Here is a 25,337-nt window from a genome sequence, read left to right as displayed (position 1 = left end):
CCTGATCGTCTCCGACTGCGTGTTCGAATTTTGGTACGACACCGTTACTGACTCTTCGAGGTCAAGGCCGACTACTTTTGAGAGGGCGAAGCTACCCGAAATCTTTGTGGTGGACGACACGCCGGTGGTGACGGTCGTCGATACCGTGTTCCAGTAGCCCTTGCTGAACGAGTGGCTCGTCAGGGTCTGATCCGAACTTGTGGAGTTCGTCAAACTCGCGCATCCCAGGTAGAACGGTGCACTTGACAGGACCTTCGCCGTACCCACCGGAACCGCATCGGTCTCCGAGATTAGAATCGGCGGGCCGATGAGATCAAGACCATTAAAGTAGACGTACCTCGAATGATCTTCGATCAGTGCGGTGATGTCGGTGATGGTCGCTGCCTGTGCGGGTGAGGCGGTCATCAACACCGCAGCTGCGGTGCCGATCGACATCGCCAGGAGTGCTCGCGTCCTCTTTAACCTCATACTGCTTTCCTTTCCATGTGATGCCAGTAAGTTCGATGGCATCGACTGTTCCATGGTGCGGCTAGCTCGGTTGACCATGCCCCTCCTGCGGGCTTGGTCGATCTGATCTGGGAGTCGATGCTGACGTCAATGAATCTTACACACAATTACGCCCCAGGCACATCCTGGCGGCACTCGCAGCCTTCACCGTGCCACTGGAAACCAGCTCTGCTCTCGGCTTGTATGCAAACTATTCCAGCTTGTCAGCTACTTGGCAGATGCTTTAGGTGTCTATCCCTCATTGCCGAATCGTTATCTTGGTTTATGTATCTGAGACACTAGTAAACGGAACTGACATACCACTGCGACAGAGGGTCAGGGCCTGGGCAAAGTCGAGACGGTGCCGACCGTGTAGCCCGACTCGGACTCGGGCACGAGTGGGCTGGTCGAGTTGGGCAAGTCCCGCCGGGTAGTCGGTGACGTCCCGGGTCGGCGCGGGCCTGGTGGAAAGAAATCGGCGTAGGGTACGAACGCGCCGACTGGCTGTTGCGGAGCAGGACCATTCAGTGCTGGTTCCAGCTCACGCCCCAGTACGCGAGGATCTTCCGCTGGTTGCCACTGTGGCGGGCCGTGCCGCCGTCGCGTTGCCAGAAGGGGCAGCCCAGATGGATTGTCACCGCACGCTGTCCGGGGTAGCCGAACACGACGCTGCGCCGCAGAGACGGGATGTACATCAGGCAGGCGTCATCGTCTCCGAATGAGATCGCCAGCCCGTTGATGTAGTCGGTCAGCTCGGTGACGTCGCTGGTGTTGCGCCTGGTGCTGCCGAGGCTCCATGGTTCTGTCCCCAGCGTGGGGTGGTAGCTGCACATCAGAACCTCGGTCGCCCCGGTGGGGACCATGACCTCCGGTGCGAACGGGGTGGCCGGCGGTACCGTTTCGTACCACTGCTCGGGACAGCGGACCGGCCCCGCATCGGTGTTCGCCACGGATGCGGCCTGCACCGGGCCCAGCTCGGGCCCCGGGTCGCCCGGTACCACCCCGGTGGCCAGCGCGAGACCGACGACGACAGCAGCAGCCAGAAGGAGACCGCCCGCATGGCGACGCGCGCGGCCGGGCGTGGGACCCTGCGTTTGTTGGGTCGTCATCGGCAATGTCTCCCTCTGCCCTTGCGCGGCATCGTACGCCGCGTTGTCCCTGCACTCCGCCAAATCGGTGGGCTGGGCCGCGTCAAGTCCTGCGACCCACCGCCCGGGTACCGCCGCCCCTGGCTTCGGCGACGAAACTCGGCCGGCACTGCGCACCGAATCGCGGACAGGGCCGAGTGGCCTGGGCAGTCGGTAGAGGTGCGGGTGTAGGTGCACTTCTCGGCTAGGCGGAGCGTTGCCCGGGCGAACACCTCGCCCACACGGCGGGGATCCGGATGCCGAGGACGCACCCGCCCCTCCGGAACATGATCAGCCGTTTACGGCTCTGCCGAGAAGAGGTTCTGGCGGCCGATGGGCAGTGGCAGCCTCAAAGCACCTTCCCCTATAGATAGATAATCAGTGTTGATCCGGAAGAACAAGACTTGATCTTTATATTGGTCGGGATCAGGCTTGGATCCATGAATTGAGATCCCTTCACGACCCTGCGACGCGCTCTCTGGATCGGAGGCGGACAGTGGGCTGGTAAATCGACTGTCGCGGCCATCCTCGCCGAGCAGTACGGCCTCACCCACTACCACTACGACTACCACGACGCTCGGGGCCATCTGGACCGCCGGAAAGCTCAGCAACTACGCCGCGGCGAGAGTTCCGCCGAGCCCGACGCGGAGGACATGTGGATCCGATCGACGGTCGAGCAGGCCGCCGACCAGGCTCTCAAAATCTTCGTAGAACGCTTTGAGTATGTTCAGGACGACCTCCGCGCCCTCATGTCGCCGCGCCCGATTATCGCTGACGGGTGGGGGCTTCGTCCGGAACTCGTCGCGCCGCTCATGTCCTCGACCCAGCGCATGGTCGTCATGGTGCCCACCGAGGAGTTCCGGCAGTACCAGCTCCGTGAGCTAACACGCGCCAGCGCCCTCCCGCTCAATGTAAGCGACCCGCAACTTGCCCAGCGGAACCGGATCGCGCGCGACCGGCTGATCGCCGAAGACGCAGTTCGTAACGCCAAGCGGCTGAACATCCCCATTATCGAAGTCGACGGATCCTATGACGCTCAAACCATGGCAAGTTTGGTGGCTGAGCAGTTCCGCGAGTTCCTGCCGTAGGCGTTCTGGTGACTTACTCTGCTATCGCAGACCGGGCGTAACAGACGGTAACCGGTCCGCCATGTGCTTCAGCTCCCGGTGCTGTCGACGCCACGGGCGAGGCCCCGGTCGTTCGAGGCAGCGGCAGCCCGAACGCGAAGCAGAAGGGGCGGACGCGTTGGCGTCCGCCCCTGTCGCTCAAACCTGTTCCCATATTCTACGTGCCCCCGGCAGGATTCGAACCTGCGCTCCCGCCTCCGGAGGGCGGTGCTCTATCCCCTGAGCTACGGGGGCTCAGCGACCGGAGAAGAGTAGCAAACCCTTCCCGCGATCACCGAATCGGTACGCACGGATGCGCTCCAACCGCCCGCATCTGGCCGGGCCGGTGGTCACGCGGCGACGGCGCGACCGCAGCTGGGCAGCGGGTGTAGCGCGATGCGGCGGGGTAGCCGACGTGGCCACTCATTGCGGGGCCACGAGCCGTCCACGATCAGGTGGACGGTGCGTTGCTCCGCTCCGCTGAGTCGGAGTACGAAGTCGCGGGGGAGCGGCGGGTCCACCGACGGCGTAGTGATCATGAATTGGACGCGCCCCCGAGACGAGACTGCGGAGATGATGTCCGCCGCTGGCATCGTGCCGCGGAGCCGGATCCGGCCGATCCAGTGCACGTCGGCCAGGTGCTCCTGAGCGGCCCGGATGATCGCCGGGTACTCGGTGCGTACCCAACGCTCCACCGCGCCGACGCAGAGCCCGCAGGCGCGCTCGCGTGGCTCCCGAGGGCCGAGTCCCCATGCCCGCAGGTATGCCCCGACGGCGCCGGGGTCGAGCGGCAACCCGAACCGGTTCTGGATGATGGTGTGCAGACCCTGTCGCGTCCAGAGCCCCTCCTCCAAGCCGAACGCGTCGGGGTAGCTGCCCCGCAAGGTGTCGATCAGCTCGAGTTCCTGTTCGCGGCTGAGCGCTCCTGGCTCGCTCTGCCGCACTCCGCGACGGACGGCCGCCACCGCCCCGTCACCGCCGATTGTGTGGCGCCGGCACCAGCTGGTGACGGAACGCCGTGCGTCTCTCAGTGCAACACCCACGTCTTACGCAACGAGCCCGAATCACAACTGGTCACGATATGTGGGGAGAAACTTCTCTTTGAGATGTATTCGCCCGGAGTGGCATCAAATTCCTGAATCGGACTTATCGCCTCGACTGCGTGGGCCGGTCCTGCTGTCGGACCGTTGGGTGGAAGCGAACCCGGTGGGCGCGAGGCCGCCGAATGCGCCTCTGACCAAGACAAACGACCCGCACCACCCGGTGGTGGCGCGGGTCGTGGGACGGCCCAGCCGCCTGATCAGCCCTTGATGCGCTCGAGTGCGTTGCGCAGGTTGGTCAGATCTGTCTGCTGGGTGTTCTTCATCGTCTGCGCGGTCTGGACCACGTCCTGCTCGTCGCTCTGGTCGAGCAGCGCATCAACCATGTGGATGCCACCGATGTGATGCGTGATCATGAGCTCGAGGAAGAGGACATCCAACTCCGTGCCCTGGGCCTCCCGAAGCTGGGTCATCTGCTCCGCGGTGGCCATCCCCGGCATCAGCCCGTCGCGGATCATCTCGGTGCCGTCCGGCAGCCACGCCATCCGGGGCTCCGAGCCGGTCGGGTCCAGCTCCCATGAACGCAGCCAGCCCTGCATGATGCCGATGTCACCCTGCTGGCCGAGGGCGATGTCGTTACCGATCGTCTGGACCTCCCGGTCCGTGCCGTGCTTGAAGGCGATCAGCCCCATCTCCACCGCCTGGGCGTGGTGGGTGGTCATGTCCCGCGCGAAGCCCGCCTCGGCGGAGGTATCCCCCGGTCGACTGAGGTCGGGGGTGAGTAGGCCGCCCGCGTAGCCGAGCAGGAGGCCGATCACGATGGCGATCGCCACCACCGCCGTGCCGAACTGGGCAGCGGGGCGACGGGCGCTGTCGGCGGTCGGAGCCCCGTCGGGCTTGTCTTCGAGGGTCGTGCGGGCGGACATCCCGGCTCCTTAACTACTGTGGCATCTGCGGGCCGAGGTCCCGCGGGGTGGTGCCGACGGCGGTGACGCCCTGGGCGCAGAGGGCGGTGGGGCCCTCGATGGAGGCGTTGACCCTCAGTGTCTTGATGAAATCGTCGATCCGGCCGTCATCGGCGTTGTCGACCTTGAGCTGGTAGCCCCAGGCCTGGAGCGAGATCGGCTGGTCCAGGCCTTCGTACGGGCTGAGGAAGAGCTTCTCGTTGCCGCGTACCCGCTCGGCCAGCTTCTCGACCTGGCCGGCGTCGAGGTCCGGCTGGTAAGTGATCCACACCGCGCCGTGCTCCAGGCTGTGCACGGCGTGCTCGTTGGCGATCGGGGCGTCGTAGATGTCGCCCATGCAGTTCTGCCAGGCGTCGTTGTGTGGGCCGGCGACCGGGGGCAGGACGGAGTACTCGATCGAGCCCTGCTGGTGGTTACCGCCCGCGACCAGCTCCGGGTCCTGCTCGCGGAAGTTGACGATGTCGGCGATCTCGTTCGCCCGCTCGTCCCACGGCTTGGAGCCCTGGAATGTTGCCCAGCCGCCGTAGCCGACGATCGCGACAGCGAGCACGCCGACGGCGACGAAGAGGGCGATCGGCCCCCAGTTGCGCTCCTGGCTTACCTTGACCGGGGTGATCGGCTTGCGCGGCTTCTTGCCGCCGCGCTGGCTGCCCGCTGGCTTGCCGGACCCTGGTCTGCCCCCCGCTGGCTTGCCGGAACCGGGCTTGCCGCTGGCTGGCCTGCCCCCGGCTGACTTCTTCGTGGTGCTGGCAACGGTCGGGTGGCGCTCCGGGCCGCCCGGGGTGCTGATGCTCATCGTGCCTCGTCAGGTCGGTCGGTCGGGGGATCTGGCGGGCCGGGGTCACATGCTGGGTCGCCGCCGCGGGGACTGAGTCTACCCCCGATAGCATGGTTCGGTGACTCCCGCAGAACTCGCCGAGGTCGTCCTCACCGCAGCCCACGCCGTCTTCACCGAGCGGGGCCTGGATCGCTCCACGCTTCCGGAGCAGACCGCGGTGGAGCGACCCCGCAACGTCGAGCACGGGGACTACGCCTCGACGCTGGCCCTGCAGCTCAGCAAGAAGGTGGGGGTCCCACCTCGGGAGCTCGCCGCTGCGCTGGCCGAGCAGCTCGGCCAGGCCGTGGGGGTCAAGTCGGTGGAGATCGCCGGCCCGGGCTTCCTGAACATCCGCCTCGACGCGGCCGCTGCGGGCCAGCTGGCCCAGGTGATCGTTGAGACCGGCGCGGAGTACGGCCGTAGTGGCCGGCTCGCCGGTCAGTCGATCAACCTCGAGTTCGTGTCTGCCAATCCGACCGGCCCGGTGCACATCGGCGGCGTCCGGTGGGCGGCGGTCGGTGACGCGTTGAGCCGGTTGCTGCGCGCCACCGGGGCTGCGGTCGCCACCGAGTACTACTTCAACGACGCCGGTTCGCAGATCGACCGGTTCGCCCGCTCCCTGCTGGCCGCTGCGAAGGGGGAGCCGGCGCCGGAGGACGGGTACGCCGGTGCGTACCTCGCGGAGATCGCGCAGCAGGTCCAGTCCCGGCGGCCGGACGTGCTGGCGCTCGACGACGCCGCCGCCCAGGAGGTGTTCCGGGTCGAGGGCGTCGAGCTGATGTTCGCCGAGATCAAGTCGTCGTTGCGTGACTTCGGCGTGGAGTTCGACACCTACTTCAACGAGAAGGACCTGCACGACCGGGGTGAGTTGGAGCTCGCCCTGGCGCGGCTCCGGCAGCAGGGCCACATCTTCGAAGCCGACGGCGCCACCTGGCTGCGCACCACCGACTTCGGCGACGACAAGGACCGGGTGCTGCGCAAGTCCGACGGCGAGTGGACGTACTTCGCCGCGGACTGCGCCTACTACCTGGACAAGCGGGAGCGCGGCTTCGAGCGGGTCGTGCTGATGCTCGGTGCGGATCACCACGGCTACCTGGGCCGGATGAGGGCGATGGTCGCCTGCTTCGGCGACGACCCGAGCCGCAACCTGGAGATCCTGATCGGGCAGATGGTCAACCTGGTCCGGGACGGGGCCCCGGTGCGGATGAGTAAGCGAGCCGGCACGGTGGTGAGCCTGGAGGACCTGGTCGAGGCGGTCGGTGTGGACGCCGCCCGGTACGCCCTGGCGCGCTACTCCACCGACTCCCCGATCGACATCGACATCGAGCTGTGGACCCGGGCCAGCCGTGACAACCCGGTCTACTACGTGCAGTACGTGGCGGCGCGTACGGCGAATGTCGGGCGTAATGCCGCGGAGGTCGGGTTGGCCCGGGGCGGCTCGGCGGACTTCCACCCCGAGCTGCTCGACCACGACAAGGAAAACGAGCTGTTGAAGGCGCTGGCCGAGTTCCCGGCCGTGGTGGCCACCGCCGCCGAGCTACGGGAGCCGCACCGGATCGCCCGGTACCTGGAGGATCTGGCCGGGGCGTACCACCGCTTCTATGACAACTGCCGGGTGTTGCCGCGGGGCGATGAGGAGATCACCGACCTGCACCGTGCCCGGCTCTGGCTCAACGACGCCACCCGCGTGGTCATCGCCAACGGCCTGCGGCTGCTCGGCGTCACGGCCCCAGAACGGATGTGACATGCGAGCGCGAGGAGTGAGCTTGCGAGCCCCGCAGTCGGGAAGCGGAGACAAGTAGTGCGAGCGCGAGGAGTGAGCTTGCGAGCCCCGCAGTCGGGAAGCGGAGACAAGTAGTGCGAGCGCGAGGAGTGAGCTTGCGAGCCCCGCAGTCGGGAAGCGATAAGTAATGCGAGCACATGAGGCCGGTGCCCTGCACGGGGAGATCGGCAGCCAGGGGGCGGCGTGGCTACGTGCCCCGCGGGACGTGAACGCCCTGATACCCGGGCTGTGGCCGCGTACCGTCAGCCGGGCGGCGGACGGCGCGCTCGCTGTCGCGGGCTGCTCGGTGCGGGACCTCGCGGCCGAGTTCGGCACCGCGGTGTACCTCCTGGACGAGGAGGACCTGCGCAGCCGCTGTCGAGATTTCCGGGCCGCCTTCCCGACCGAGGATGTCTACTACGCCGGTAAGGCGTTCCTCTGTCGGGCGGTCGTCCGAATGGTCGCCGAGGAGGGCCTGCACCTGGATGTGTGCAGCGGTGGCGAGTTGGCTACCGCGCTGGCGGCCGGGATGCCGCCGGAGCGGATCGGCTTCCACGGCAACAACAAGTCGACCGCCGAGCTGAGCCGGGCGTTGGAGGCGGGGGTGGGGCGGATTATCGTCGATTCATCCCACGAGATCGACCGGCTCACCGCGTTGGCCCGCGAGCGGGGCGTCCGCCCGCGGGTGCTGGTGCGGGTCACTGTCGGCGTGGAGGCGCACACCCACGAGTTCATCGCCACCGCGCACGAGGACCAGAAGTTCGGCTTCTCGCTGGCGGATGGCGCGGCGATCGCCGCCGCACTGCGCATCCTCGACGAGGACGTGCTGGAGCTGCGCGGTCTGCACTCGCACATCGGGTCGCAGATCTTCGATGCGAGCGGGTTCGAGGTCTCCGCCCGCCGGGTGCTGGCGCTCCAGGCGCAGATCCGCGACGCGCGGGGGGTGCAGTTACCGGAGCTGGACCTGGGCGGCGGTTTCGGCATCGCGTACACCTCGCAGGACGACCCGGCCACGCCGGCCGACCTGGCGAAGCGGCTACGCAAGATCGTTGACGGGGAGTGTGCCGCCGAGCGGCTGGCGGTGCCGCACCTGTCGATCGAACCGGGTCGGGCGATCGTCGGCCCGGCGATGTTCACGCTCTACGAGGTGGGCACGGTCAAGTCGGTGCCGGTCGGCGCCGGTGGTGACGCGGCCGATGCGCGTCGTTGTTATGTGAGTGTTGACGGCGGTATGAGCGACAACATCCGAACCGCGCTCTACGACGCGTCGTACTCGGCGACCCTGGCGTCTCGGGCGAGCGACGCGGAGCCGGTGCTTGCCCGCGTTGTGGGAAAGCACTGTGAGTCCGGGGACATCGTGGTGAAGGATGAATTCCTGCCCGCCGACGTGCAGCCCGGAGATCTTGTCGCTGTGCCCGGCACGGGCGCGTATTGCCGGAGCATGGCCAGCAACTACAACCACGTGCCGCGTCCTCCGGTGGTCGCGGTGCGCGACGGCCGGGCTCGCCTGATCGTCCGCCGGGAAACCGAAGAGGACCTGCTCGCTTTGGATGTGGGATGACATCACCTGTGCGCTTGGCGCTGCTCGGCTGCGGCACGGTCGGCAGCGAGGTGGTTCGGCTGCTGCACTCGCAGTCCGCCGATCTCACCGCCCGGATCGGTGCCCCGCTGGAGATCGCCGGCATCGCCGTCCGGCGGATCGGCCGGGACCGGGGTGAGCTGCCGGTCGATCCGGCCGTCTTCACCTCTGACCCGCTCGACCTGGTCAAACGGGACGACATCGACGTGGTGGTCGAGTGTGTCGGCGGTATCGAACCGGCCCGGAGCTGGCTGGTGGAGGCGCTGCGGACGGGTAAGAGCGTGGTAACGGCGAACAAGGCGCTGCTCGCCGAGGACGGCGGGGCGCTGCACGACGCGGCGGCGCAGGGCGGGGGCGACCTCTACTACGAGGCGGCCGTGGCCGGCGCGATCCCGCTGCTGCGCCCGCTGCGGGAGTCGCTGCACGGGGACCGGGTAACCCAGGTGACCGGCATCGTGAACGGCACCACCAACTTCATCCTCTCTGCCATGGACAGCACCGGCGCCGGCTTCGCCGAGGCGTTGGCCGAGGCGACTGATCTGGGGTACGCCGAGGCTGACCCGACGGCTGACGTGGAGGGTTTCGACGCAGCGGCCAAGGCGGCGATCCTCGCCTCGCTGGCGTTCCACACCCGGGTTGGCGCGGCGGATGTGCATCGGGAGGGCATCACCGAGGTGACCGCCGCCGATGTCGCCAGCGCCAAGGCGATGGGCTGCACCATCAAGCTGCTCTGCATCGCGGCGCGGGGCACCGCCGCGGATGGTCGGGAGACCGTCAGCGTACGGGTGCATCCGGCGATGATTCCGCTCACCCATCCCCTCGCCAGCGTGGGTGACGCCTTCAACGCGGTGTTCGTGGAGGCCGAGGCGGCGGGGCAGCTGATGTTCTACGGGCCGGGCGCGGGCGGGGCGCCGACCGCCAGCGCGGTGCTCGGCGACGTGGTGGCCGTCTCCCGTAACCGGCTCGCCGGGGTCCGGGCGGCCAGTGAGTCCGCCTACGCCGATCTGCCGGTGCGGCCGATGGGGGAGGCGCTCACCCGCTACCACATCAGCCTCGACGTGACCGACCGTCCCGGCGTGTTGGCGGCGGTGGCCGGAGTGTTCGCGCAGCACAAGGTTTCGATCGCCACCGTTCGGCAGGGCACTGCGGGTAGCGGCGTGGCCGGCCGGGACGAGGACGCCGACCTGGTGATCGTCACCCATGTCGCGCCGGACGCCGCACTCGCCGCGACGGTCCAGGCGTTGCGTGGACTGGATGCGGTCCGGTCGGTAGCCAGCGTGCTGCGGGTCGAGGGCAGCGCATAGCTCGGTCCGGGTTCAACCGGTTCCGGCCCGGCGTGGTCCGGATCGCGTCTCGCCTGGTGGGTCGCGGGCCGGGTGCGCTGGAGTCCGATTGGCCGGCTGGTCCAGGCTGGACCCCGGCGGATTGGGCCGGGCCAGGCGGCGGAGGCCGGAGAGTCTGAGGCCAGGAGAGGCGGAGGAGACGATATGTGGCGGGGTCTTATCGACGCGTACCGAGATCGGCTGCCGGTCACGGCGGCCACCCCGGTCGTCACCCTGCACGAGGGGAACACGCCGCTGCTGCCGGCGCCGGTGCTGTCGGCGCGGACCGGGTGCGAGGTCTTTCTGAAGGTCGAGGGCGCTAACCCGACCGGTTCCTTCAAGGACCGGGGGATGACCGTCGCGGTCTCCAGAGCGGTCGAGGCCGGAAACAAGGTGATCATCTGCGCCTCGACCGGCAACACCAGCGCCTCGGCCGCAGCCTATGCGGCGCGCGCCGGCCTGATCTGCGCGGTGCTGGTGCCACAGGGCAAGATCGCGTTGGGCAAACTCGCCCAGGCGTTGGTGCACGGTGCCCGCCTGCTCCAGGTCAGCGGCAACTTCGACGACTGCCTGTCGTTGGCGGCCAAGCTCGCCCAGGACTATCCGGTCGCCCTGGTGAACTCGGTGAACACCGATCGTCTGCACGGCCAGAAGACCGCCGCGTTCGAGATCGTCGAGGCCCTCGGCGCGGCGCCGGACATCCACTGCATGCCGGTCGGTAACGCGGGGAACATCTCCGCCTACTGGCTCGGCTACTCGGAGGAACAGGCGGCCGGAAACATCACCCGGGCACCGAAACTCTACGGTTTTCAGGCCGCTGGCGCCGCGCCGATCGTCACCGGCCAGGCGGTGCGAGAACCAGCCACGATCGCCACCGCGATCCGGATCGGTAATCCGGCGAGCTGGCCGAGAGCGTTGGATGCCCGGGACGCATCGGGGGGCCTGATCGCCGCGGTCACCGACCGGGAGATCCTGACCGCGTACCGGCTGCTCGCTCGAGATGTCGGGGTCTTCGTCGAGTTGGGCAGCGCCGCGAGCGTCGCGGGACTGCTCCAGCAGGCCGCCGCGGGTACGGTCCCGCCGGGTTCGACGGTTGTTTGCACGGTTACCGGGCATGGCCTGAAGGATCCGGAGTGGGCGATCTCGACCGCCCCCGCGCCGATGACCATCGCCAATGACCCCTTGGCCGCGGCCCGTTCTCTTGATCTGGCCTGAGCGCCGGGACGGGTCTCGCCCGCCACGCCGACGAGTCAACCCCGGCGCACTGGCGTGGAACCAGTACGGGACACTCGACTCACCCGTACCCAAGTCTCCCGTATCAGGAGTGAGCCCAGCTGATGTCGCTGCTCGCCAGATTCAGTCTCGCCAATAGAGGGCTGATAGCCCTTGTCGCGGTGGTCACCACGGTGTTCGGAGCGTTCGCCGTACCGTCGCTGAAGCAGCAACTCCTCCCGTCGCTGGAGTTCCCGGCCGCCTTCATCGTGGCGCCCTATCCGGGTGCCGGTCCGGAGGCGGTCGAGTCACAGGTCACCGAGCCGATCGAGAACAGCCTGCAGGGCATCGCCGGACTGGAGAAAGTCACCTCGACCTCGCGTGAGGGAGTGGCGACCATCCAGGTCGAGTACGAGTTCGGCACCGATGTGGACGACGCGGTCAACCAGATGCAGGCCGCGCTCAACCGAATCCCCGGGCTGCCGGAGGGGGTCGACCCTCAGGTCATCGCCGGTGGCACGGATGACCTCCCGGCGGTGGTGCTCGCCGCCTCCGGTGGCGACGATCAGCGGGTGCTCGGTGAGCAGTTGCGCGGCACGGTCCTGCCGGAGCTGGCCGCGATTGAGGGCGTCCGTACGGTCGACCTGACGGGCACCCGGGACGAGGTACTGGTCATCACCCCGGATGTGGAAAAGCTCACTGCCGCGGGGATTCAGCCCACTGCTTTCGGCGGGGCGTTGCGAGCCAATGGCGTGGCCATCCCGGCCGGCGCGGTCGCTGATGGCCAGCAGACGCTTCCGGTGCAGGTCGGCACCCCGCTGGGCACCCTGGACGAACTACGTGACGTCATCCTCAAGGTGGCGCCGGCGGCCCCGGTGCGCCTCGGCGACGTGGCGACGGTTGAGGAGCAGCTCACGCCGGTCACCGCGATCACGCGTACCAACGGCCAGGACAGCCTGGGTATCGCCGTGACCGCGACCCCGGACGGGAACGCGGTGGAGATCTCCCAGGAGATCCGGGAGCGGCTGGCGGAGCTGCGCGCCGCGTCGGGCGCGGAGTTGACCGTCGTCTTCGACCAGGCCCCCTTCGTCGAGAAGTCGATCAAGGGTCTCGCGACCAAGGGCCTGATCGGCCTCGTGATGGCCGCGTTGGTGATCCTGGTCTTCCTCCTCTCGGTGCGCTCCACCGTCGTTACCGCGGTCTCCATCCCGTTGTCGGTGCTGGTAGCGCTCATCGCGCTCTGGATCGGTGACTACTCGCTCAACCTGCTCACCCTCGGCGCGTTGACCATCGCGGTCGGGCGCGTCGTAGACGACTCGATCGTGGTGCTGGAGAACATCAAACGACATCTCGAGTACGGTGAGTCCAAGCAGGACGCCATCCGGACCGCGGTCCGCGAGGTCGCCGGGGCGGTGACCGCCTCCACCCTCACCACGGTCGCCGTCTTCGCCCCGATCGCGCTGGTTGGTGGATTCATCGGGCAGCTCTTCGCGCCGTTCGCGATCACCGTGACGGTGGCGTTGCTCGCCTCGTTGCTGGTGTCGCTGACTCTCATTCCGGTGCTGGCGTACTGGTTCCTCCAGCCGGCCGGTCAGCCGGCGGACGAGGCGGCGGTGCGCCGGGCAGCGGAGCAGAAGGAGCTGCGTAACCCGCTGCAGCGCGCGTACCTGCCGGTCATCGGTTTCGCCACCCGGGCACGGTCAACCCGGTGGATCACCCTCGGACTCGGTGTCCTGGTCCTCTTCGGCACGTTCGGCCTCTCTCGTCAGCTGGAGACGAACTTCCTCGACGACTCCGGCCAGGACACGATGACCATCACCCAGGAACTACCGGCGGGCACCGGCCTGGCCGGCACGGACGCGGCCGCGCAGCGGGTCGAGGAGGTGCTGGCCGACACCGAGGGCATCGAGACCTATCAGGTGACGGCCGGGGTGGGGGGTAACCCGTGGGCCGGTGCCGGCGGCAACAACGTGGCGACCTGGTCCCTCACCCTGGTAGACACCGACGCCGAGCAGATGCGGGCCGCTCTGCGGGAGAAGTTCGACGAGTTCGGCGCCGAGGCAGGAGAGTTCCGGTTCGGGGCCGGGCAGGGCGGCGCTGCCGCGAACCAGCTTGAGGTGATCGTTCAGGCCATCGATTCGGAGACCCGGACCCAGGCGATCGACGAGGCGTCGGCGGCGATGGCTGGGCTGCCCGGCGTTGAAGACGTGACCACCAGCGTGGCCACCCAGGTCGGGCAGGTCGCGGTCAAGGTCGATCGGACTAAGGCCGCGGCGGTCGGGCTCACCGAGGCGACGGTCGGGCAGTTGGTCGCGCAGGCATTCCGGGGCGCTCCGCTGGGGCAGTTGACGATCGAGGGCCAGCAGCGGGACGTGGTGCTGCGAACCGCCCCGCCGCCGCTGTCGACCGAGCAGCTACGGGCGTTGCCGGTCGGCGCGGTCACGCTGGGCGCCATCGCTGAGGTCAGTGAGGTTCTCGGTCCCCAGCAGATCACTCGGATCGACGGTGAGCGCAGCGTCTCGGTGACCGGCACGGCCACCGGCTCCGACCTCGGTGCGACCAGCCAGGAGCTGCAGGAGCGGCTGGACGCGATCGACGTCCCCGGCGCCACCTTCGTCATCGGCGGGGTCAGCGCGGACCAGGAGGAGGCCTTCGCTGATCTGGGTCTGGCGGTGCTCGCCGCGATCGCGATCGTCTTCCTGATCATGGTTGTGACGTTCCGTAGCCTGTCTCAGGCGTTGATCCTGCTGGTCTCCGTGCCGTTCGCGGCGACCGGCGCAATCGGGCTGCTGCTGGCTACCGGTACCCCACTGGGGGTGCCGGCGTTGATCGGTGTTCTCATGCTGGTCGGCATCGTGGTGACGAACGCGATCGTCCTGCTCGACCTGGTCAACCAGTACCGGGCGCAGGGCCTGGGGGCTCGGGAGGCGGTTGTCGAGGGCGGCCGGCGCCGGCTGCGCCCGATTCTGATGACCGCGGTCGCGACCATCTTCGCGCTGTTGCCGATGGCCCTTGGCCTCACCGGCGAGGGCGGCTTCATCTCGGAGCCGCTGGCGATCGTGGTGATTGGTGGTCTGCTCAGCTCGACCTTGCTCACCCTGGTGCTGGTTCCGACCCTGTACGTCATGGTCGAGCACGCCAAGGAGTCGATCCGGGACTGGCGGGCCGGTCGGCGGGGGACGCCGGCCGTGGCCGAGACCTCGGTCGCCACGTCCGCCTCGGCTGAGCCGGCGGCCAGCGGGCCCGGTGCGGCCTCCCCGACGGCCACCGAGCCGGGTGCGGCCGAGCCTGCGGGTCGGGGCGCCACTACTGCCACCGCCACCGGGGAGTCGTCCGACCAACCGACGCCCTCGCCGGCGCTGGTGGAGGGAACTGACCAGTTCGAGGTGCTGCGACTCCCCAGGAGCCGTACCTCGCCGCTTCCACCGACGGAGGAGTAAGACCCGGGCTCGCGGACGTCCTCGACGGCTGGTCGAGGGCGTCCGCGCCGTTTCCGGACCCGGCTGTCCGCACGATGACCTAAGGTCGGCATCGCGGTGGATAGGGTTCGGTGATGCCGTCCGTCCTCTCGGTCCTGCGTCGTAACCGGAACTTCCGCAAACTGCTCTTGGCCGAGCTGATGGTCTTCGGCGTCGACTGGTTCGTCATGGTGCCGTTGTTGGTGCTCCTGCCGGCGTTGACCGGCAGCGGCGTGTGGGGTGCGCTGCTGCTGGCCATGGAGACCGGCATCGTGGCGCTGCTGCTGCCGTACGCCGGGGCGGTGGCGGACCGGTTCGACCGTCGCCGGATCATGATCGGGGCCAACATCGCCGCGCTGGTCGGCGTCCTGCTGCTCCTCGGCGTACGCGACGCCGGCACCGCCTGGCTGGCGTTGGTCGGGATCGGGGTGGTGGCGGTAGCCAAGGCGTTCTACTCGCCGGCCGCGCAGGCCGCCCTGCCGAACGTGCTGGACCGGGACGAGTTGGCAGCGGGTAATGCGGTCGCGGGTTCGGCGTGGGGCACGATGACGATTGTCGGGGCGTCGCTGGGCGGTGTACTGAGCAGCGCCACCGGACCGTACGTCGCCTTCTGGGTGGCCGCCGGTGGCTTGGTCCTGGCAGCGGTCCTGGCCGGGCTGATCCGTCGGCCCCTGCAGGCTCCCCGAGAGCGGGACCGGCCGGTACAGCCCACCTGGGCAGCTGTCCGGGAGGCGCTTGGCTACATCGGCCACCGGCCCCGGGTGCTGGCGTTGGTGACGGTGAAGTCGGCGGTCGGTCTCGGCAACGGTGTGCTGACGGTCTTTCCCCTGTTGGCAGTGACCTATGGGGCCGGCCCGATCGGAGCCGGTCTGCTCTTCGCGGTACGTGGGGCGGGGGCCCTGGTCGGTCCGATCCTGATGCGACGGGTTCTGGGTAACCGCGCCTGGCTGCTGCCGGGCCTGGCACTGTCGATGTCGCTGTACGGGCTGGCCTATCTGGGCACCTCGGCGGTGAACTGGTTCCCGCTGGTGCTCGTGTTGGTCTTTGTGGCGCACTTCGCCGGGGGCAGTAACTGGGTCATGTCCAACTACGCCCTCCAGGGCGAGGTCCCGGACCGGTTACGGGGGCGGGTTTTCGCCACCGACATGATGCTGGCGACCCTCGCCATCTCGGTGAGCCAGTTGGTGGTGGCATCGGTGATCGACGTGGTGGACGAACGGGTGGTGCTGGCCGGTGGCGGTCTGGTCACCCTGGTCTACGCGATCGGCTGGCGGGTGGCGACCCGCCGCCTCTCGCTGACTGGACCGGCCGCCGAGTCGGAGTCCGCGCTGCGCTGACCCGCCGGGGCTTCCCGCCCGTTCTCTCCCCGGCAGTCGGGCCGGGGGCGGTGGTGCGGAACATCGGTGCGCGGTCCTAGCATGAGCGCGTGTCCACCAACTTCATGCCCGGCCCGGTTCGGGTGCGAGTCGCTGCCACGAGCGCCAACCTGGGGCCCGGTTTCGACGCCGTTGGGCTCGCCCTCGGACTCTATGACGATGTCTGTGCCGAGGTTACCGATGGCGGTGTCACGGTGCAGGTGGTCGGCGAGGGCGCCGGTGACCTACCGAGCGACGAGCGGCACCTCGTGGTGGGCGCGATGCGGGCCACCTTCGCCGAGTGTGGCGGCCAGCCGGCGGGGCTGGCCGTGGAGTGCGTCAACCGGATCCCCCAGGCGCGTGGCCTCGGCTCGTCCTCGGCGGCGATCGTAGCCGGGGTGCTGCTGGCTCGCGCGTTGGTGCCCGATGGGCAGCAGCGGCTGGACGACGCGGCGGTGCTCCGCCTCGCGGCCCGGCTCGAGGGCCACCCGGACAATGTGGCGCCCTGCCTGCTGGGTGGGTTCACCGTCGCGTGGACCGAGCCGGAGGGCGCCCGGGCGGTGTCGCTTCCGGTCGCCGCCGAGGTTCGGCCGACGGCGTTCGTGCCGACGAAGCGGGGGCTGACGGCTGCGGCGCGGGCCGCCCTGCCGGCTACCGTGCCGCACCAGGATGCGGCGCACAACGCTGGCCGGGCCGCCCTGCTGGTCCATGCGCTCAGCGTCGCGCCGGAGCTGTTGCTGCCGGCCACGGTTGACCGGTTGCACCAGGACTACCGGGCCGAGAGCATGCCGGCGACGGCCGCGCTGGTTGCCGAGCTACGCGCGGCGGATGTGCCAGCGGTGGTGTCTGGGGCCGGCCCGACTGTGCTGGCGCTGCGCGATCCCCCCGCCGACCTGGTAACGGGGCCTGACTGGCAGGTTTGGTCTTTGCCGGTAGAGGTGCACGGCGCCCGGGTCGGGCGGGGTAGACTGGGACACGCGGAGCGGGATCCTGTTGCCGCAGGTCGGAAGAGTTGATTACGCTCTAGACTTAGCACAGCCGCGATGCACGCGATTTTCCTGCGGGTCGGCGCACCCCCGAAGCTATCGGCGGTCTGCCCGTCACCCCTGCCTAGACACGCCGCACCGCAGTGCGCACCGGTCGCGGCAGACGGCGAGCCCGTCCTCATCACCTCGGTGAGTCGGGAAGGCGACCGGCTGCTGTGTCACCATCTCCCGCGACGCGTCAATGCGAGGCGGGTGCACCGAGGCCGCCCGGCCACCTGTATGTCGATCCCGGGCAGTCCCGGCCTATCGAGGGAAGGATTCCATTGAGCGACACCACCGACGTGACGTCGGATGTTTCCAACGTCGCTGGCGATGCCACGACCGCTGCTCCCACCCGTCGTCGGCGTAGCGGCACAGGCCTGTCGGCGATGCTGCTGCCGGAGCTTCAGAGCCTGGCCGCGTCGCTCGGCATCTCGGGCACGGCTCGCATGCGCAAGGGTGAGCTGATCAGCGCCATCACCGAGCGCCAGAGTGGCGGGGCAGCCACCGGAACCCCTCGACCGCGGGCCGAGGTTGCGGCTGCTGCGGCCCCCGCCCGGGGGGAGGTTCACGCGGAGGTTCGGGAGTCGGATGAGCGGCCGGAGACCGAGTCGCGTCCCGCCGAGGCTTCAACAACCACGCCGACCACGGCGACCACCGGTCGCGCCCGTGGCCGACGTGGCCGGGCGGTCAGCGAGGCCGGTGAGGCCCGCGCCGAGACGCGACCGGAGGGCGCCGAGGCCGGCGAACGCCGGGAGCGGGGTGAGGGCCGCGGTGGCCGGGACCGTGCCGAGCGTGGCGACCGTGCCGAGCGGAACGACCGGGGCGACCGTGCCGAGCGTGGCGACCGGAACGACCGGGGCGAGCGTGGCGACCGGAACGACCGGGGCGACCGTGCCGAGCGTGGCGACCGGAACGACCGGGGCGACCGGGGCGACCGTGCCGAGCGGGGCGACCGGAACGACCGTGCGGAGCGGGCCGAGCGTGGTGACCGTGCCGAGCGGGGCGACCGGAACGACCGTGCGGAGCGGGCCGAGCGTGGTGACCGTGCGGACCGGAACGACCGGAACGAGCGGGGCCAGCGTGACAACGACGGCGAGGAGGAGAACGAGGGCGGCGGTCGGCGTGGCCGGCGCAGCCGCTTCCGGGACCGTCGGCGCGGCCGTGGCGACCGGGACGGCGATGGCGGCCGGGAGCCCCAGGTTAGCGAGGACGACGTCCTGGTCCCGGTGGCCGGCATCATCGACGTGCTCGACAATTACGCTTTCGTCCGGACTACCGGTTATCTGGCCGGGCCGAATGATGTTTACGTCTCTATGTCCCAGATCAAGCGGTACGGTCTGCGGCGCGGTGACGCGATTACCGGTGCCGTCCGCGCGACGCGGGAGGGCGAGCAGCGGCGGGACAAGTACAACCCGCTGGTCCGGCTGGACACCATCAACGGGATGGAGCCGGAGGAGGCGAAGCGTCGGCCGGAGTTCTACCGACTCACCCCGCTCTACCCGCAGGAGCGGCTGCGGTTGGAGAGCGAGCCGCACATCCTCACCACTCGGGTGATCGACCTGGTGATGCCGATCGGCAAGGGGCAGCGGGCGCTCATCGTTTCGCCGCCCAAGGCCGGTAAGACGATGGTGTTGCAGGCGATCGCGAACGCGATCACCCACAACAATCCGGAGTGCCACCTGATGGTGGTGTTGGTGGACGAGCGCCCAGAAGAGGTCACCGACATGCAGCGGTCGGTGAAGGGTGAGGTTGTCGCGGCCACCTTCGACCGTCCGCCGCAGGACCACACCACCGTCGCCGAGTTGGCGATCGAGCGGGCGAAGCGGCTGGTCGAGTTGGGTCACGACGTGGTCGTGCTGCTGGACTCGGTGACGCGGCTCGGTCGGTCGTACAACCTGGCGGCGCCGGCCAGCGGCCGGATCATGTCGGGTGGTATCGACTCCACCGCGCTGTACCCGCCCAAGCGGTTCCTTGGTGCGGCCCGCAACATCGAAAACGGCGGTTCGCTGACCATCCTCGCCACCGCGTTGGTGGAGACCGGTTCGACAGCGGACACGGTCATTTTCGAGGAGTTCAAGGGCACTGGCAACGCGGAGTTGAAGCTGGACCGGAAGATCGCCGACAAGCGGACCTTCCCGGCTATCGACATCCACCCGTCCGGCACGCGTAAGGAGGAGATCCTGCTCGCGCCGGAGGAACTGGCCATTGTCCACAAGCTCCGGAAGGTGCTGCACGCGCTGGACTCGCAGGCCGCGCTGGACCTGCTGCTGGACCGGCTCAAGCAGTCGCGGACCAACATCGAGTTCCTGATGCAGATCGCGAAGTCGACGCCGGGGGAGTGAGCCCCCAGTTCGGCCCGGGGCACGGCCGCGTCTTGTCGTGCCCCGGCGCCGGGTAACAGCGGCGACACCGCGGCGGACCGTCCGCACGCCGGGAACGGAGCCGCCGGGACGAATGCTCGGCGGCGGATCGGGGAATGCGGTGGTGCGGGCCGACGTTTGCGCTGCCAGTGCCGCAGTATGGCCCGCCCGCCGAGTCAACCTACCCCCGTGGCAGACTGGTCAGTCGGCCACCGGTTCCGGTTCACGCCCGATCCGTTGCACACCCACGGCTGGGCGACCCGGCGACCACCAACGAAAGGACCGAGGCGACATGAAGCCCAACATTCACCCGGAGTACGCGGCCACGGAGGTCGTCTGCTCCTGCGGTAACACCTTCACCACCCGCAGCACCGCCAAGGGCGGTTCCATCCACGTGGAGACGTGCAGCGCCTGCCACCCGTTCTACACCGGTAAGCAGCGTGTTCTGGACACCGCCGGCCGGGTGGCCAAGTTCCAGCAGAAGTACGCCAAGGTTCAGGCCAAGAAGGGCAAGTAACGCCCCACTCGGCGCCCGTGTCCGGTTTCCTGTCCGGGCGCGGGCGTCGTCCGTATTCCGCCCCGCTTCGGGGCAAGCCGCCCAGCGCCGTTGTCGAAGGAGTAGCTGTCCATGAGTAGCGAGCGTCTGGCAACCCTTCTGGACGAGTACGCGGAGTTGGAAAAGCGGCTGGCCGACCCGGCGATTCACGCCGACCAGAACCTGGCTCGTCGAGTCGGTCGCCGGTATGCGGAGCTGGCGCCGCTGCACAAGGCCGCCACCGAGCTGGCGCAGGCCCGAGCCGACCTGTCGGCGGCGAAGGAACTGGCGGCCGAGGACCCTGCCTTCGCTGCCGAGGCTGAGACGATCGCGGTGACCCTGCCGGCGCTGGAGGAGTGTCTCGCCGAGTTGTTGATCCCGCGGGACCCGCACGACGCCAAGGACGTCATCGTCGAGATCAAGGCCGGGGAGGGGGGCGAGGAGTCGGCGCTCTTCGCCGGTGATCTGCTGCGGATGTACACCCGTTACGCCGAGCGCTGTGGCTGGCTGGTTGAGGTGATCGATGCGCAGGATTCCGACCTGGGCGGGGTGAAGGACGTCTCGCTGGCCATCAAGAGCAAGGGAGTGCCGGAGGGCGGCAACGGGGTGTGGTCCCGACTCAAGTGGGAGGGCGGTGTGCACCGCGTGCAGCGGGTGCCGGTCACCGAGTCGCAGGGACGCATCCACACCAGCGCGGCCGGCGTGCTGATGCTGCCGGAGGCCGAGGAGATCGATGTGACCATCGATCCGAACGAGCTTCGGATCGATGTGTTCCGGTCGTCTGGTCCCGGTGGTCAGTCGGTGAACACCACCGATTCCGCGGTCCGGATCACCCACCTGCCGACCGGTATCGTCGTCTCCTGCCAGAACGAGAAGTCCCAGCTACAGAACCGCGAGCAGGCGTTGCGGATCCTGCGGGCCCGACTCTTGGCGGTGGCGCAGGAGCAGGCCGACGCCGCCGCCTCCGACGCGCGTAAGGCGCAGATCCGGACGGTGGACCGTTCGGAGCGGATCCGCACCTACAACTTCCCGCAGAACCGGATCACCGACCACCGGATCGGTTATACGGCGTACAACCTGGACCTGGCCCTCGCCGGCGACTTGGACGGCGTGCTGGTGGCGCTCGCTGAGGCCGACCGGGCAGCCCGGCTGGCGGGCAACACGGATCTGGGCCGCCGCTGACACCCCCCTGCTCGCCCCGGTCCACGGTCGCGGGCCGGCCCCGAGGCCGTCAGGAGGCGCGGGGGCGGGTCTTGGCGCGCAGCATCTCCCGGTCGGCGGTCTCGAAGGCGACGCTCAGGGCATCCTGTACGTCGGGGCCGGTGGCGGCCACCTCGGCGAAGCCGATGCTGACCCCGACCGGGGTGCCGGGGACGAGGGACTCCCAGTCCTCGGTCCGCACGGCGGACCTGATCCGGCGCGCCACCTCCTCCGCCTCGGCCATGTTCGTCCCGGGTAGCACCACGACGAACTCGTCGCCGCCGTAGCGGGCCACGAAGTCGTTGCGCCGCATCACCCGGTTGACCACTCCGGCGACGCGCTGCAGGACCAGGTCGCCGGAGTGGTGCCCGTGGTACGTGTTCACCGCCTTGAACCCGTCCAGGTCGCAGACGCCGATCACCACCCGTTTTCCCTGTGCCATCACGGTGGCGATGTGCCGTTCCAGCCGGCGGCGGTTGGGTAGCCCGGTCAACGGGTCGGTGAGTGCCTCTCCCTCGAAGCGGGCGGCCTCGCGGCGCATCTCCTCGTGGTCGATCCGGGCGGCGATTCCGTCGATGTAGACGTCCCGAAGTCGATCGTTGCGCTGCGCGGCGAGCCGGAACGCTCGCCGGTCGGTCCGGTGCGCGGCGACGTGTTCACCGGCCCGCCCGAGCGCGATACTGCGGAGCCGGTCGGGCTCGGCCGCGCCCAGGGTCTCGGTGGAGACCTGGACGCTGTCCAGCCGGGCGACCGCCTCGATCGGACGGTCGGCCGCGATGGCCAGGCAGACCTCGCCGAGTTGGCGCATGTCTCGCGCCCGGGCACTGTCGCCGCCGTGGCCCAGCAGCCGGGCCGGGGCGGCGTCTGTTCCCACCTCCAGCCGGTCACCCAGGGCGGCCTGCCGCGCCGCGGCGTAGCCGTACGCGGCGAGGCTGCTTGGGCGGAGCCGCCTGGCCTGTCCGGCGTGCAGGAACTGCGCCAGGTCGCTGGCGATGTCGCGGAGCACCCGCAGACAGCCGTCACTGTCGCCGGTGTGGTCCAGCGCGACGGCGTTGCGCAGTCGGATGCCGGGGGTGGCGAAGGTCTCCGCCGGGATGCCGGCCTCGAGCCCGAGTTGTCGTGCCCGCTCGATCGCGCCCAGCGCGTACCCGTGGAAGCTGAGGTAGGAGTAGGCCATCGCGAGGTCGTGCCAGCCCCAGGCGGTGTCCCGGTCGGGGTCCTCCACGGCACCCAGCGCGCGAGCGGCCCGTACCAGGTGCATGACGCAGCGGTCCAGGGCGCCCTGGTGGTGGGCGGCGAGCGCGGCGAGCGCGTGGAGGTGCCCATGCGGGTACGGCTCGGCGAGGTCCCGGACGGCGGTGGTGGCCTCCTCGATGGCCCGGGTGTACTCCGCGGTGCGGCCTAGGTTGACCACCGCGGAGAGACGTTGCACCAGGGCGTCGGCCCGGGCGTAGCGGTCGTTGGTGGTGGCGAGCACGTCCGAGAGGATGCGGTACGCCTCGGCGGAGCGGCTCGACTCCTGTAGCCCGCGTGCCCGGGTCAGAGTGTCAACCTGGTCGCCGACTTGGTCCAACCAACCCACCCACGACCTCCTGTCTGTGTGCGTCTGACCGCACCGGCTCGTGGCCGGTTACGCGACGCCTCATGATTATGGCGTGAGCACTTTGTCGCAACAGCCGTCCGAAGGAACGAATCGGGAGCGACCTACCCGGGCGGTCGTCCGGGCCGCCCGGCTGCTGGCCGACGCTGGGGTGGAGGGTCCCCGGGGGGAGGCGGAGGTGCTGGCCGCGTATGTGCTGGGAGTGCCGCGGGGACGGCTGGCGCTGGCCGACGGACTAAGCCCGGACCAGCGTCGCCGATTCGACGCGTTGGTGGCCCGGCGGGCCGGCCGGGAACCGTTGCAACATCTCACCGGCAGCGCCCCCTTTCGGCATCTCGACCTGGCGGTCGGACCGGGTGTCTTCGTGCCTCGTCCGGAGACGGAGCTGCTCGCCGGGTGGGGCGTCGAGCAGGCACGCCGGGAGGCGGCGCCGTTGGTGGTGGATCTGTGCAGCGGCTCCGGTGCGATCGCCCTGGCGGTGGCGCAGGAGGTCCCGGCGGCCCGGGTAGTCGCGGTGGAGCGTTCCCCGGCGGCGCTGTCGTGGCTGCGGCGCAACATCGCCAGCCGGTCCGCCGCCGGCGATCGGCCGGTTGAGGTGGTGGTCGCCGACGTCACGGCGTCGGATCTGCTCGACGACCTTCTGGGCCGGGTGGACGTGCTGCTGTGCAATCCGCCGTACGTGCCGGCGGACGTGGTGGTGCCGCCGGAGGTCGACCGGCACGATCCGGCGCCTGCGGTCTTCGCGGGCGCGGACGGGTTGGCCGTGATCCGGCCGGTGGTGCCGCGGGCCGCGCTGCTGTTACGGCCCGGGGGGTGGCTCGGGATCGAGCACGACGACACCCAGGGCGCGGCGGTACCCGGGCTGCTGGCCGGGGACGGCCGGTTCGACCAGATCGCCGACCATGCCGACCTCGCCGGCCGGCCCCGATTCGCTACTGCGGTCCGGCGTCGGGACGCCGTGGACCCGGGAGAGTCCGGTGGTGTTGGCGAGTAGCCCGGTGAACTCGCCCACCTCCGGGGCGGGGGTGGGGCGCGCGTGTCCCGCCGCCCGGGTACGGCCGGCACACCGCCCGGACGCGGGCGTGGCAGACTGCTGCTCGTGATGCTCTACGACTGCCGGTCGCCCGCCGACCGGGACCGCGGCATCGCGGCAGCCATCAAGGCGATCCGCGACGGCGAGTTGGTCGTCCTGCCGACCGACACGGTCTATGGGATCGGGGCGGACGCGTTCACTCCGCACGCGGTCAAGGCCCTGCTCGACGCCAAGGGCGGCCAGCCGGTGCCGCCACCGGTGCTGATCGGCTCCCGGCACACCCTGGATGGTCTGGTCTTCTCGTTGCCCAGCTCGGCCCGCGACCTGGTGGCGGCCTTCTGGCCGGGCGCGCTGACCATCGTGGTGGAGCACTCGCCCAGCCTTCGCTGGGATCTGGGGGAGACCTCGGGCCGGGTCGCGGTGCGGATGCCGTTGCATCCGGTCGCGCTGGAGGTCCTCCGGGAGACCGGCCCGATGGCGGTGGCGTCGGCGAACACGGCTGGTCTGCCCGCGACCACCACCGCGGAGGCGGCCCGCGGGCAGCTCGCCTACTCGGTGCGCACGTACCTGGAGGCGGGGCCGGCGGTTGATCCGGTGCCGAGCACGATCGTGGACCTGACCGGGGCGGTGCCCCAGCTGCTCCGCGAAGGTGCGATCGCGCTGGACCGGCTGCGGGATGTGGTGCCGGACATCGCCGCGAACCGGGTGGCCTGAAGTGCCGCCGTTTACCGTTCTCCACGTTTGTATGGGCAACATCTGTCGCTCTCCGATGGCGGAGCGACTGCTGGTCCTGGCTGTCCAGGAGCAGTTGGCCCGGCGCGGCGATGCCGCACCGGGGGTCGCCGACGAGCTGCTGCACAGTCACAGCGCCGGCACCGGTGGCTGGCATGCCGGTGAGGAGATGAACCCACCGGCGGCCCGACAGGTGACCAGGCGGGGCGGTGGCACCGACGGGTTCGCGGCCCGCAAGCTGCGTTCGGAGCACATCGACGGCGCTGACCTGGTGCTCACCGCGACCGCCGACCAGCAGGAGTTCGTGTCGGTGTTGCGTCCGGACGCGGGTTCCCGCACCTTCGTGTTGGGTGAGTTTGGCCGCCTGCTGCCCGCGGTGGACCTGGCAGGTCTGCCGGCGGCTGGAGCGAGCCCCACCGCCGTGTACGCGCGCGGTGTGGCGCTGGTCGAGGCGGTTAACGCCGTGCGGGTGGGGGCCGGGCCGCTCCCCGGGGACGACCTTGACGACCCGTGGGGCCGGGGCGACCAGTGTTTCGGCCGGGTCGCGGACGAGATCGAGGAGACGGTGCGTCCGCTGGCGGCGGTGTTGCTGCCGTAACCCACCCGGGTAACCGTCAGCG

Annotated in this window: 20 protein-coding genes and 1 tRNA gene; 14 read left to right on the top strand and 7 right to left on the bottom strand. The window is 69.5% G+C overall.

From position 1 onward, the window contains the following. Together SALPAC4_RS25050 and SALPAC4_RS28220 are read right to left on the bottom strand one after the other, a co-directional pair. On the bottom strand, positions 1 to 468 hold a 468-nt coding region (locus SALPAC4_RS25050; RefSeq protein ID WP_033775439.1), incomplete at its 3' end, for an ETX/MTX2 family pore-forming toxin. A gap of 542 nt (positions 469 to 1,010) precedes the next feature. After that, a complete protein-coding gene (locus SALPAC4_RS28220) occupies positions 1,011 to 1,595 on the bottom strand; it encodes a hypothetical protein (RefSeq protein WP_020113450.1) in 585 nt (194 codons plus the stop codon). Positions 1,596 to 2,266: 671 nt separating this feature from the next. Between SALPAC4_RS28220 and SALPAC4_RS0104075 the strand changes: the two genes are divergently transcribed. Beyond that, positions 2,267 to 2,701 carry a hypothetical protein gene (locus tag SALPAC4_RS0104075; protein WP_019869265.1) on the top strand — a complete coding sequence of 145 codons (435 nt, stop codon included), beginning with the start codon at positions 2,267 to 2,269 and terminating at the stop codon, positions 2,699 to 2,701. Between the two features lie 201 nt (positions 2,702 to 2,902). Here SALPAC4_RS0104075 and SALPAC4_RS0104070 read toward each other — a convergent pair. The 4 genes from SALPAC4_RS0104070 to SALPAC4_RS0104055 form a co-directional block, all read right to left on the bottom strand. Continuing rightward, positions 2,903 to 2,974 (bottom strand) — tRNA-Arg (locus SALPAC4_RS0104070). 95 nt (positions 2,975 to 3,069) lie between these two features. Continuing rightward, complete coding sequence (locus SALPAC4_RS0104065; RefSeq protein ID WP_033662927.1) at positions 3,070 to 3,762, bottom strand: winged helix-turn-helix domain-containing protein; 693 nt, start codon at positions 3,760 to 3,762, stop codon at positions 3,070 to 3,072. Positions 3,763 to 4,019: 257 nt separating this feature from the next. Then, complete coding sequence (locus SALPAC4_RS0104060) at positions 4,020 to 4,685, bottom strand: DUF305 domain-containing protein (protein WP_019869264.1); 666 nt, start codon at positions 4,683 to 4,685, stop codon at positions 4,020 to 4,022. A 13-nt stretch (positions 4,686 to 4,698) separates the two neighbouring features. Next, the gene (locus SALPAC4_RS0104055) at positions 4,699 to 5,520 is read right to left on the bottom strand and encodes a DUF3105 domain-containing protein (protein WP_019869263.1); all 822 of its coding nucleotides are present in this window, start codon (positions 5,518 to 5,520) and stop codon (positions 4,699 to 4,701) included. A gap of 100 nt (positions 5,521 to 5,620) precedes the next feature. On the opposite strand from SALPAC4_RS0104055, the gene argS reads away from it, so the two are divergent. From argS to prfA, 10 genes are all read left to right on the top strand, one after another. Then, positions 5,621 to 7,285 (top strand): arginine--tRNA ligase, encoded by a 1,665-nt coding sequence (gene argS / locus SALPAC4_RS0104050; protein ID WP_019869262.1) that lies wholly within the window; start codon positions 5,621 to 5,623, stop codon positions 7,283 to 7,285. Between the two features lie 166 nt (positions 7,286 to 7,451). Next, the gene (gene lysA / locus SALPAC4_RS0104045; RefSeq protein WP_019869261.1) at positions 7,452 to 8,864 is read left to right on the top strand and encodes a diaminopimelate decarboxylase; all 1,413 of its coding nucleotides are present in this window, start codon (positions 7,452 to 7,454) and stop codon (positions 8,862 to 8,864) included. Positions 8,865 to 8,872: 8 nt separating this feature from the next. Beyond that, positions 8,873 to 10,186, top strand: a complete 1,314-nt coding sequence (locus SALPAC4_RS0104040; protein WP_019869260.1) for a homoserine dehydrogenase — start codon at positions 8,873 to 8,875, stop codon at positions 10,184 to 10,186. Between the two features lie 183 nt (positions 10,187 to 10,369). After that, entirely contained in the window at positions 10,370 to 11,419 is a 1,050-nt protein-coding gene (gene thrC / locus SALPAC4_RS0104035; RefSeq protein ID WP_019869259.1) for a threonine synthase, read from the top strand. Between the two features lie 122 nt (positions 11,420 to 11,541). Beyond that, positions 11,542 to 14,856, top strand: a complete 3,315-nt coding sequence (locus tag SALPAC4_RS0104030) for an efflux RND transporter permease subunit (RefSeq protein WP_027644841.1) — start codon at positions 11,542 to 11,544, stop codon at positions 14,854 to 14,856. A gap of 113 nt (positions 14,857 to 14,969) precedes the next feature. Continuing rightward, the gene (locus tag SALPAC4_RS0104025; protein ID WP_019869257.1) at positions 14,970 to 16,211 is read left to right on the top strand and encodes an MFS transporter; all 1,242 of its coding nucleotides are present in this window, start codon (positions 14,970 to 14,972) and stop codon (positions 16,209 to 16,211) included. A gap of 89 nt (positions 16,212 to 16,300) precedes the next feature. Further along, positions 16,301 to 17,245, top strand: coding sequence for a homoserine kinase (gene thrB / locus SALPAC4_RS0104020; RefSeq protein ID WP_019869256.1), 945 nt, complete (start codon positions 16,301 to 16,303; stop codon positions 17,243 to 17,245). A gap of 293 nt (positions 17,246 to 17,538) precedes the next feature. Further along, the gene (rho, locus tag SALPAC4_RS0104015) at positions 17,539 to 19,599 is read left to right on the top strand and encodes a transcription termination factor Rho (RefSeq protein ID WP_080640840.1); all 2,061 of its coding nucleotides are present in this window, start codon (positions 17,539 to 17,541) and stop codon (positions 19,597 to 19,599) included. A gap of 310 nt (positions 19,600 to 19,909) precedes the next feature. Further along, positions 19,910 to 20,134 (top strand): 50S ribosomal protein L31, encoded by a 225-nt coding sequence (gene rpmE, locus SALPAC4_RS0104005; RefSeq protein ID WP_018729375.1) that lies wholly within the window; start codon positions 19,910 to 19,912, stop codon positions 20,132 to 20,134. A gap of 111 nt (positions 20,135 to 20,245) precedes the next feature. Next, positions 20,246 to 21,334, top strand: coding sequence for a peptide chain release factor 1 (gene prfA / locus SALPAC4_RS0104000; RefSeq protein WP_018738117.1), 1,089 nt, complete (start codon positions 20,246 to 20,248; stop codon positions 21,332 to 21,334). Between the two features lie 49 nt (positions 21,335 to 21,383). Here the strand turns inward: prfA and SALPAC4_RS0103995 are convergent, their stop codons facing one another. After that, positions 21,384 to 22,934 carry a GGDEF domain-containing protein gene (locus tag SALPAC4_RS0103995; RefSeq protein ID WP_019869254.1) on the bottom strand — a complete coding sequence of 517 codons (1,551 nt, stop codon included), beginning with the start codon at positions 22,932 to 22,934 and terminating at the stop codon, positions 21,384 to 21,386. 73 nt (positions 22,935 to 23,007) lie between these two features. On the opposite strand from SALPAC4_RS0103995, the gene prmC reads away from it, so the two are divergent. The 3 genes from prmC to SALPAC4_RS0103980 all read left to right on the top strand — a co-directional run bounded on the left by prmC (position 23,008) and on the right by SALPAC4_RS0103980 (position 25,315). After that, positions 23,008 to 23,946, top strand: a complete 939-nt coding sequence (prmC, locus tag SALPAC4_RS0103990) for a peptide chain release factor N(5)-glutamine methyltransferase (RefSeq protein WP_027644843.1) — start codon at positions 23,008 to 23,010, stop codon at positions 23,944 to 23,946. Positions 23,947 to 24,054: 108 nt separating this feature from the next. Next, on the top strand, positions 24,055 to 24,699 hold the full coding sequence (locus SALPAC4_RS0103985) for an L-threonylcarbamoyladenylate synthase (RefSeq protein WP_019869252.1): 645 nt from the start codon (positions 24,055 to 24,057) through the stop codon (positions 24,697 to 24,699). A 1-nt stretch (position 24,700) separates the two neighbouring features. Continuing rightward, positions 24,701 to 25,315, top strand: a complete 615-nt coding sequence (locus SALPAC4_RS0103980) for an arsenate reductase/protein-tyrosine-phosphatase family protein (RefSeq protein WP_027644844.1) — start codon at positions 24,701 to 24,703, stop codon at positions 25,313 to 25,315. The last annotated feature ends 22 nt before the right edge of the window (positions 25,316 to 25,337 follow it).

This window comes from Salinispora oceanensis, assembly GCF_000383575.1.
GTDB classification, from domain to species: domain Bacteria; phylum Actinomycetota; class Actinomycetes; order Mycobacteriales; family Micromonosporaceae; genus Micromonospora; species Micromonospora oceanensis.
Note: the sequence above shows the minus strand (reverse complement) of the source record. Positions and strands in the feature narration are given on the sequence as shown.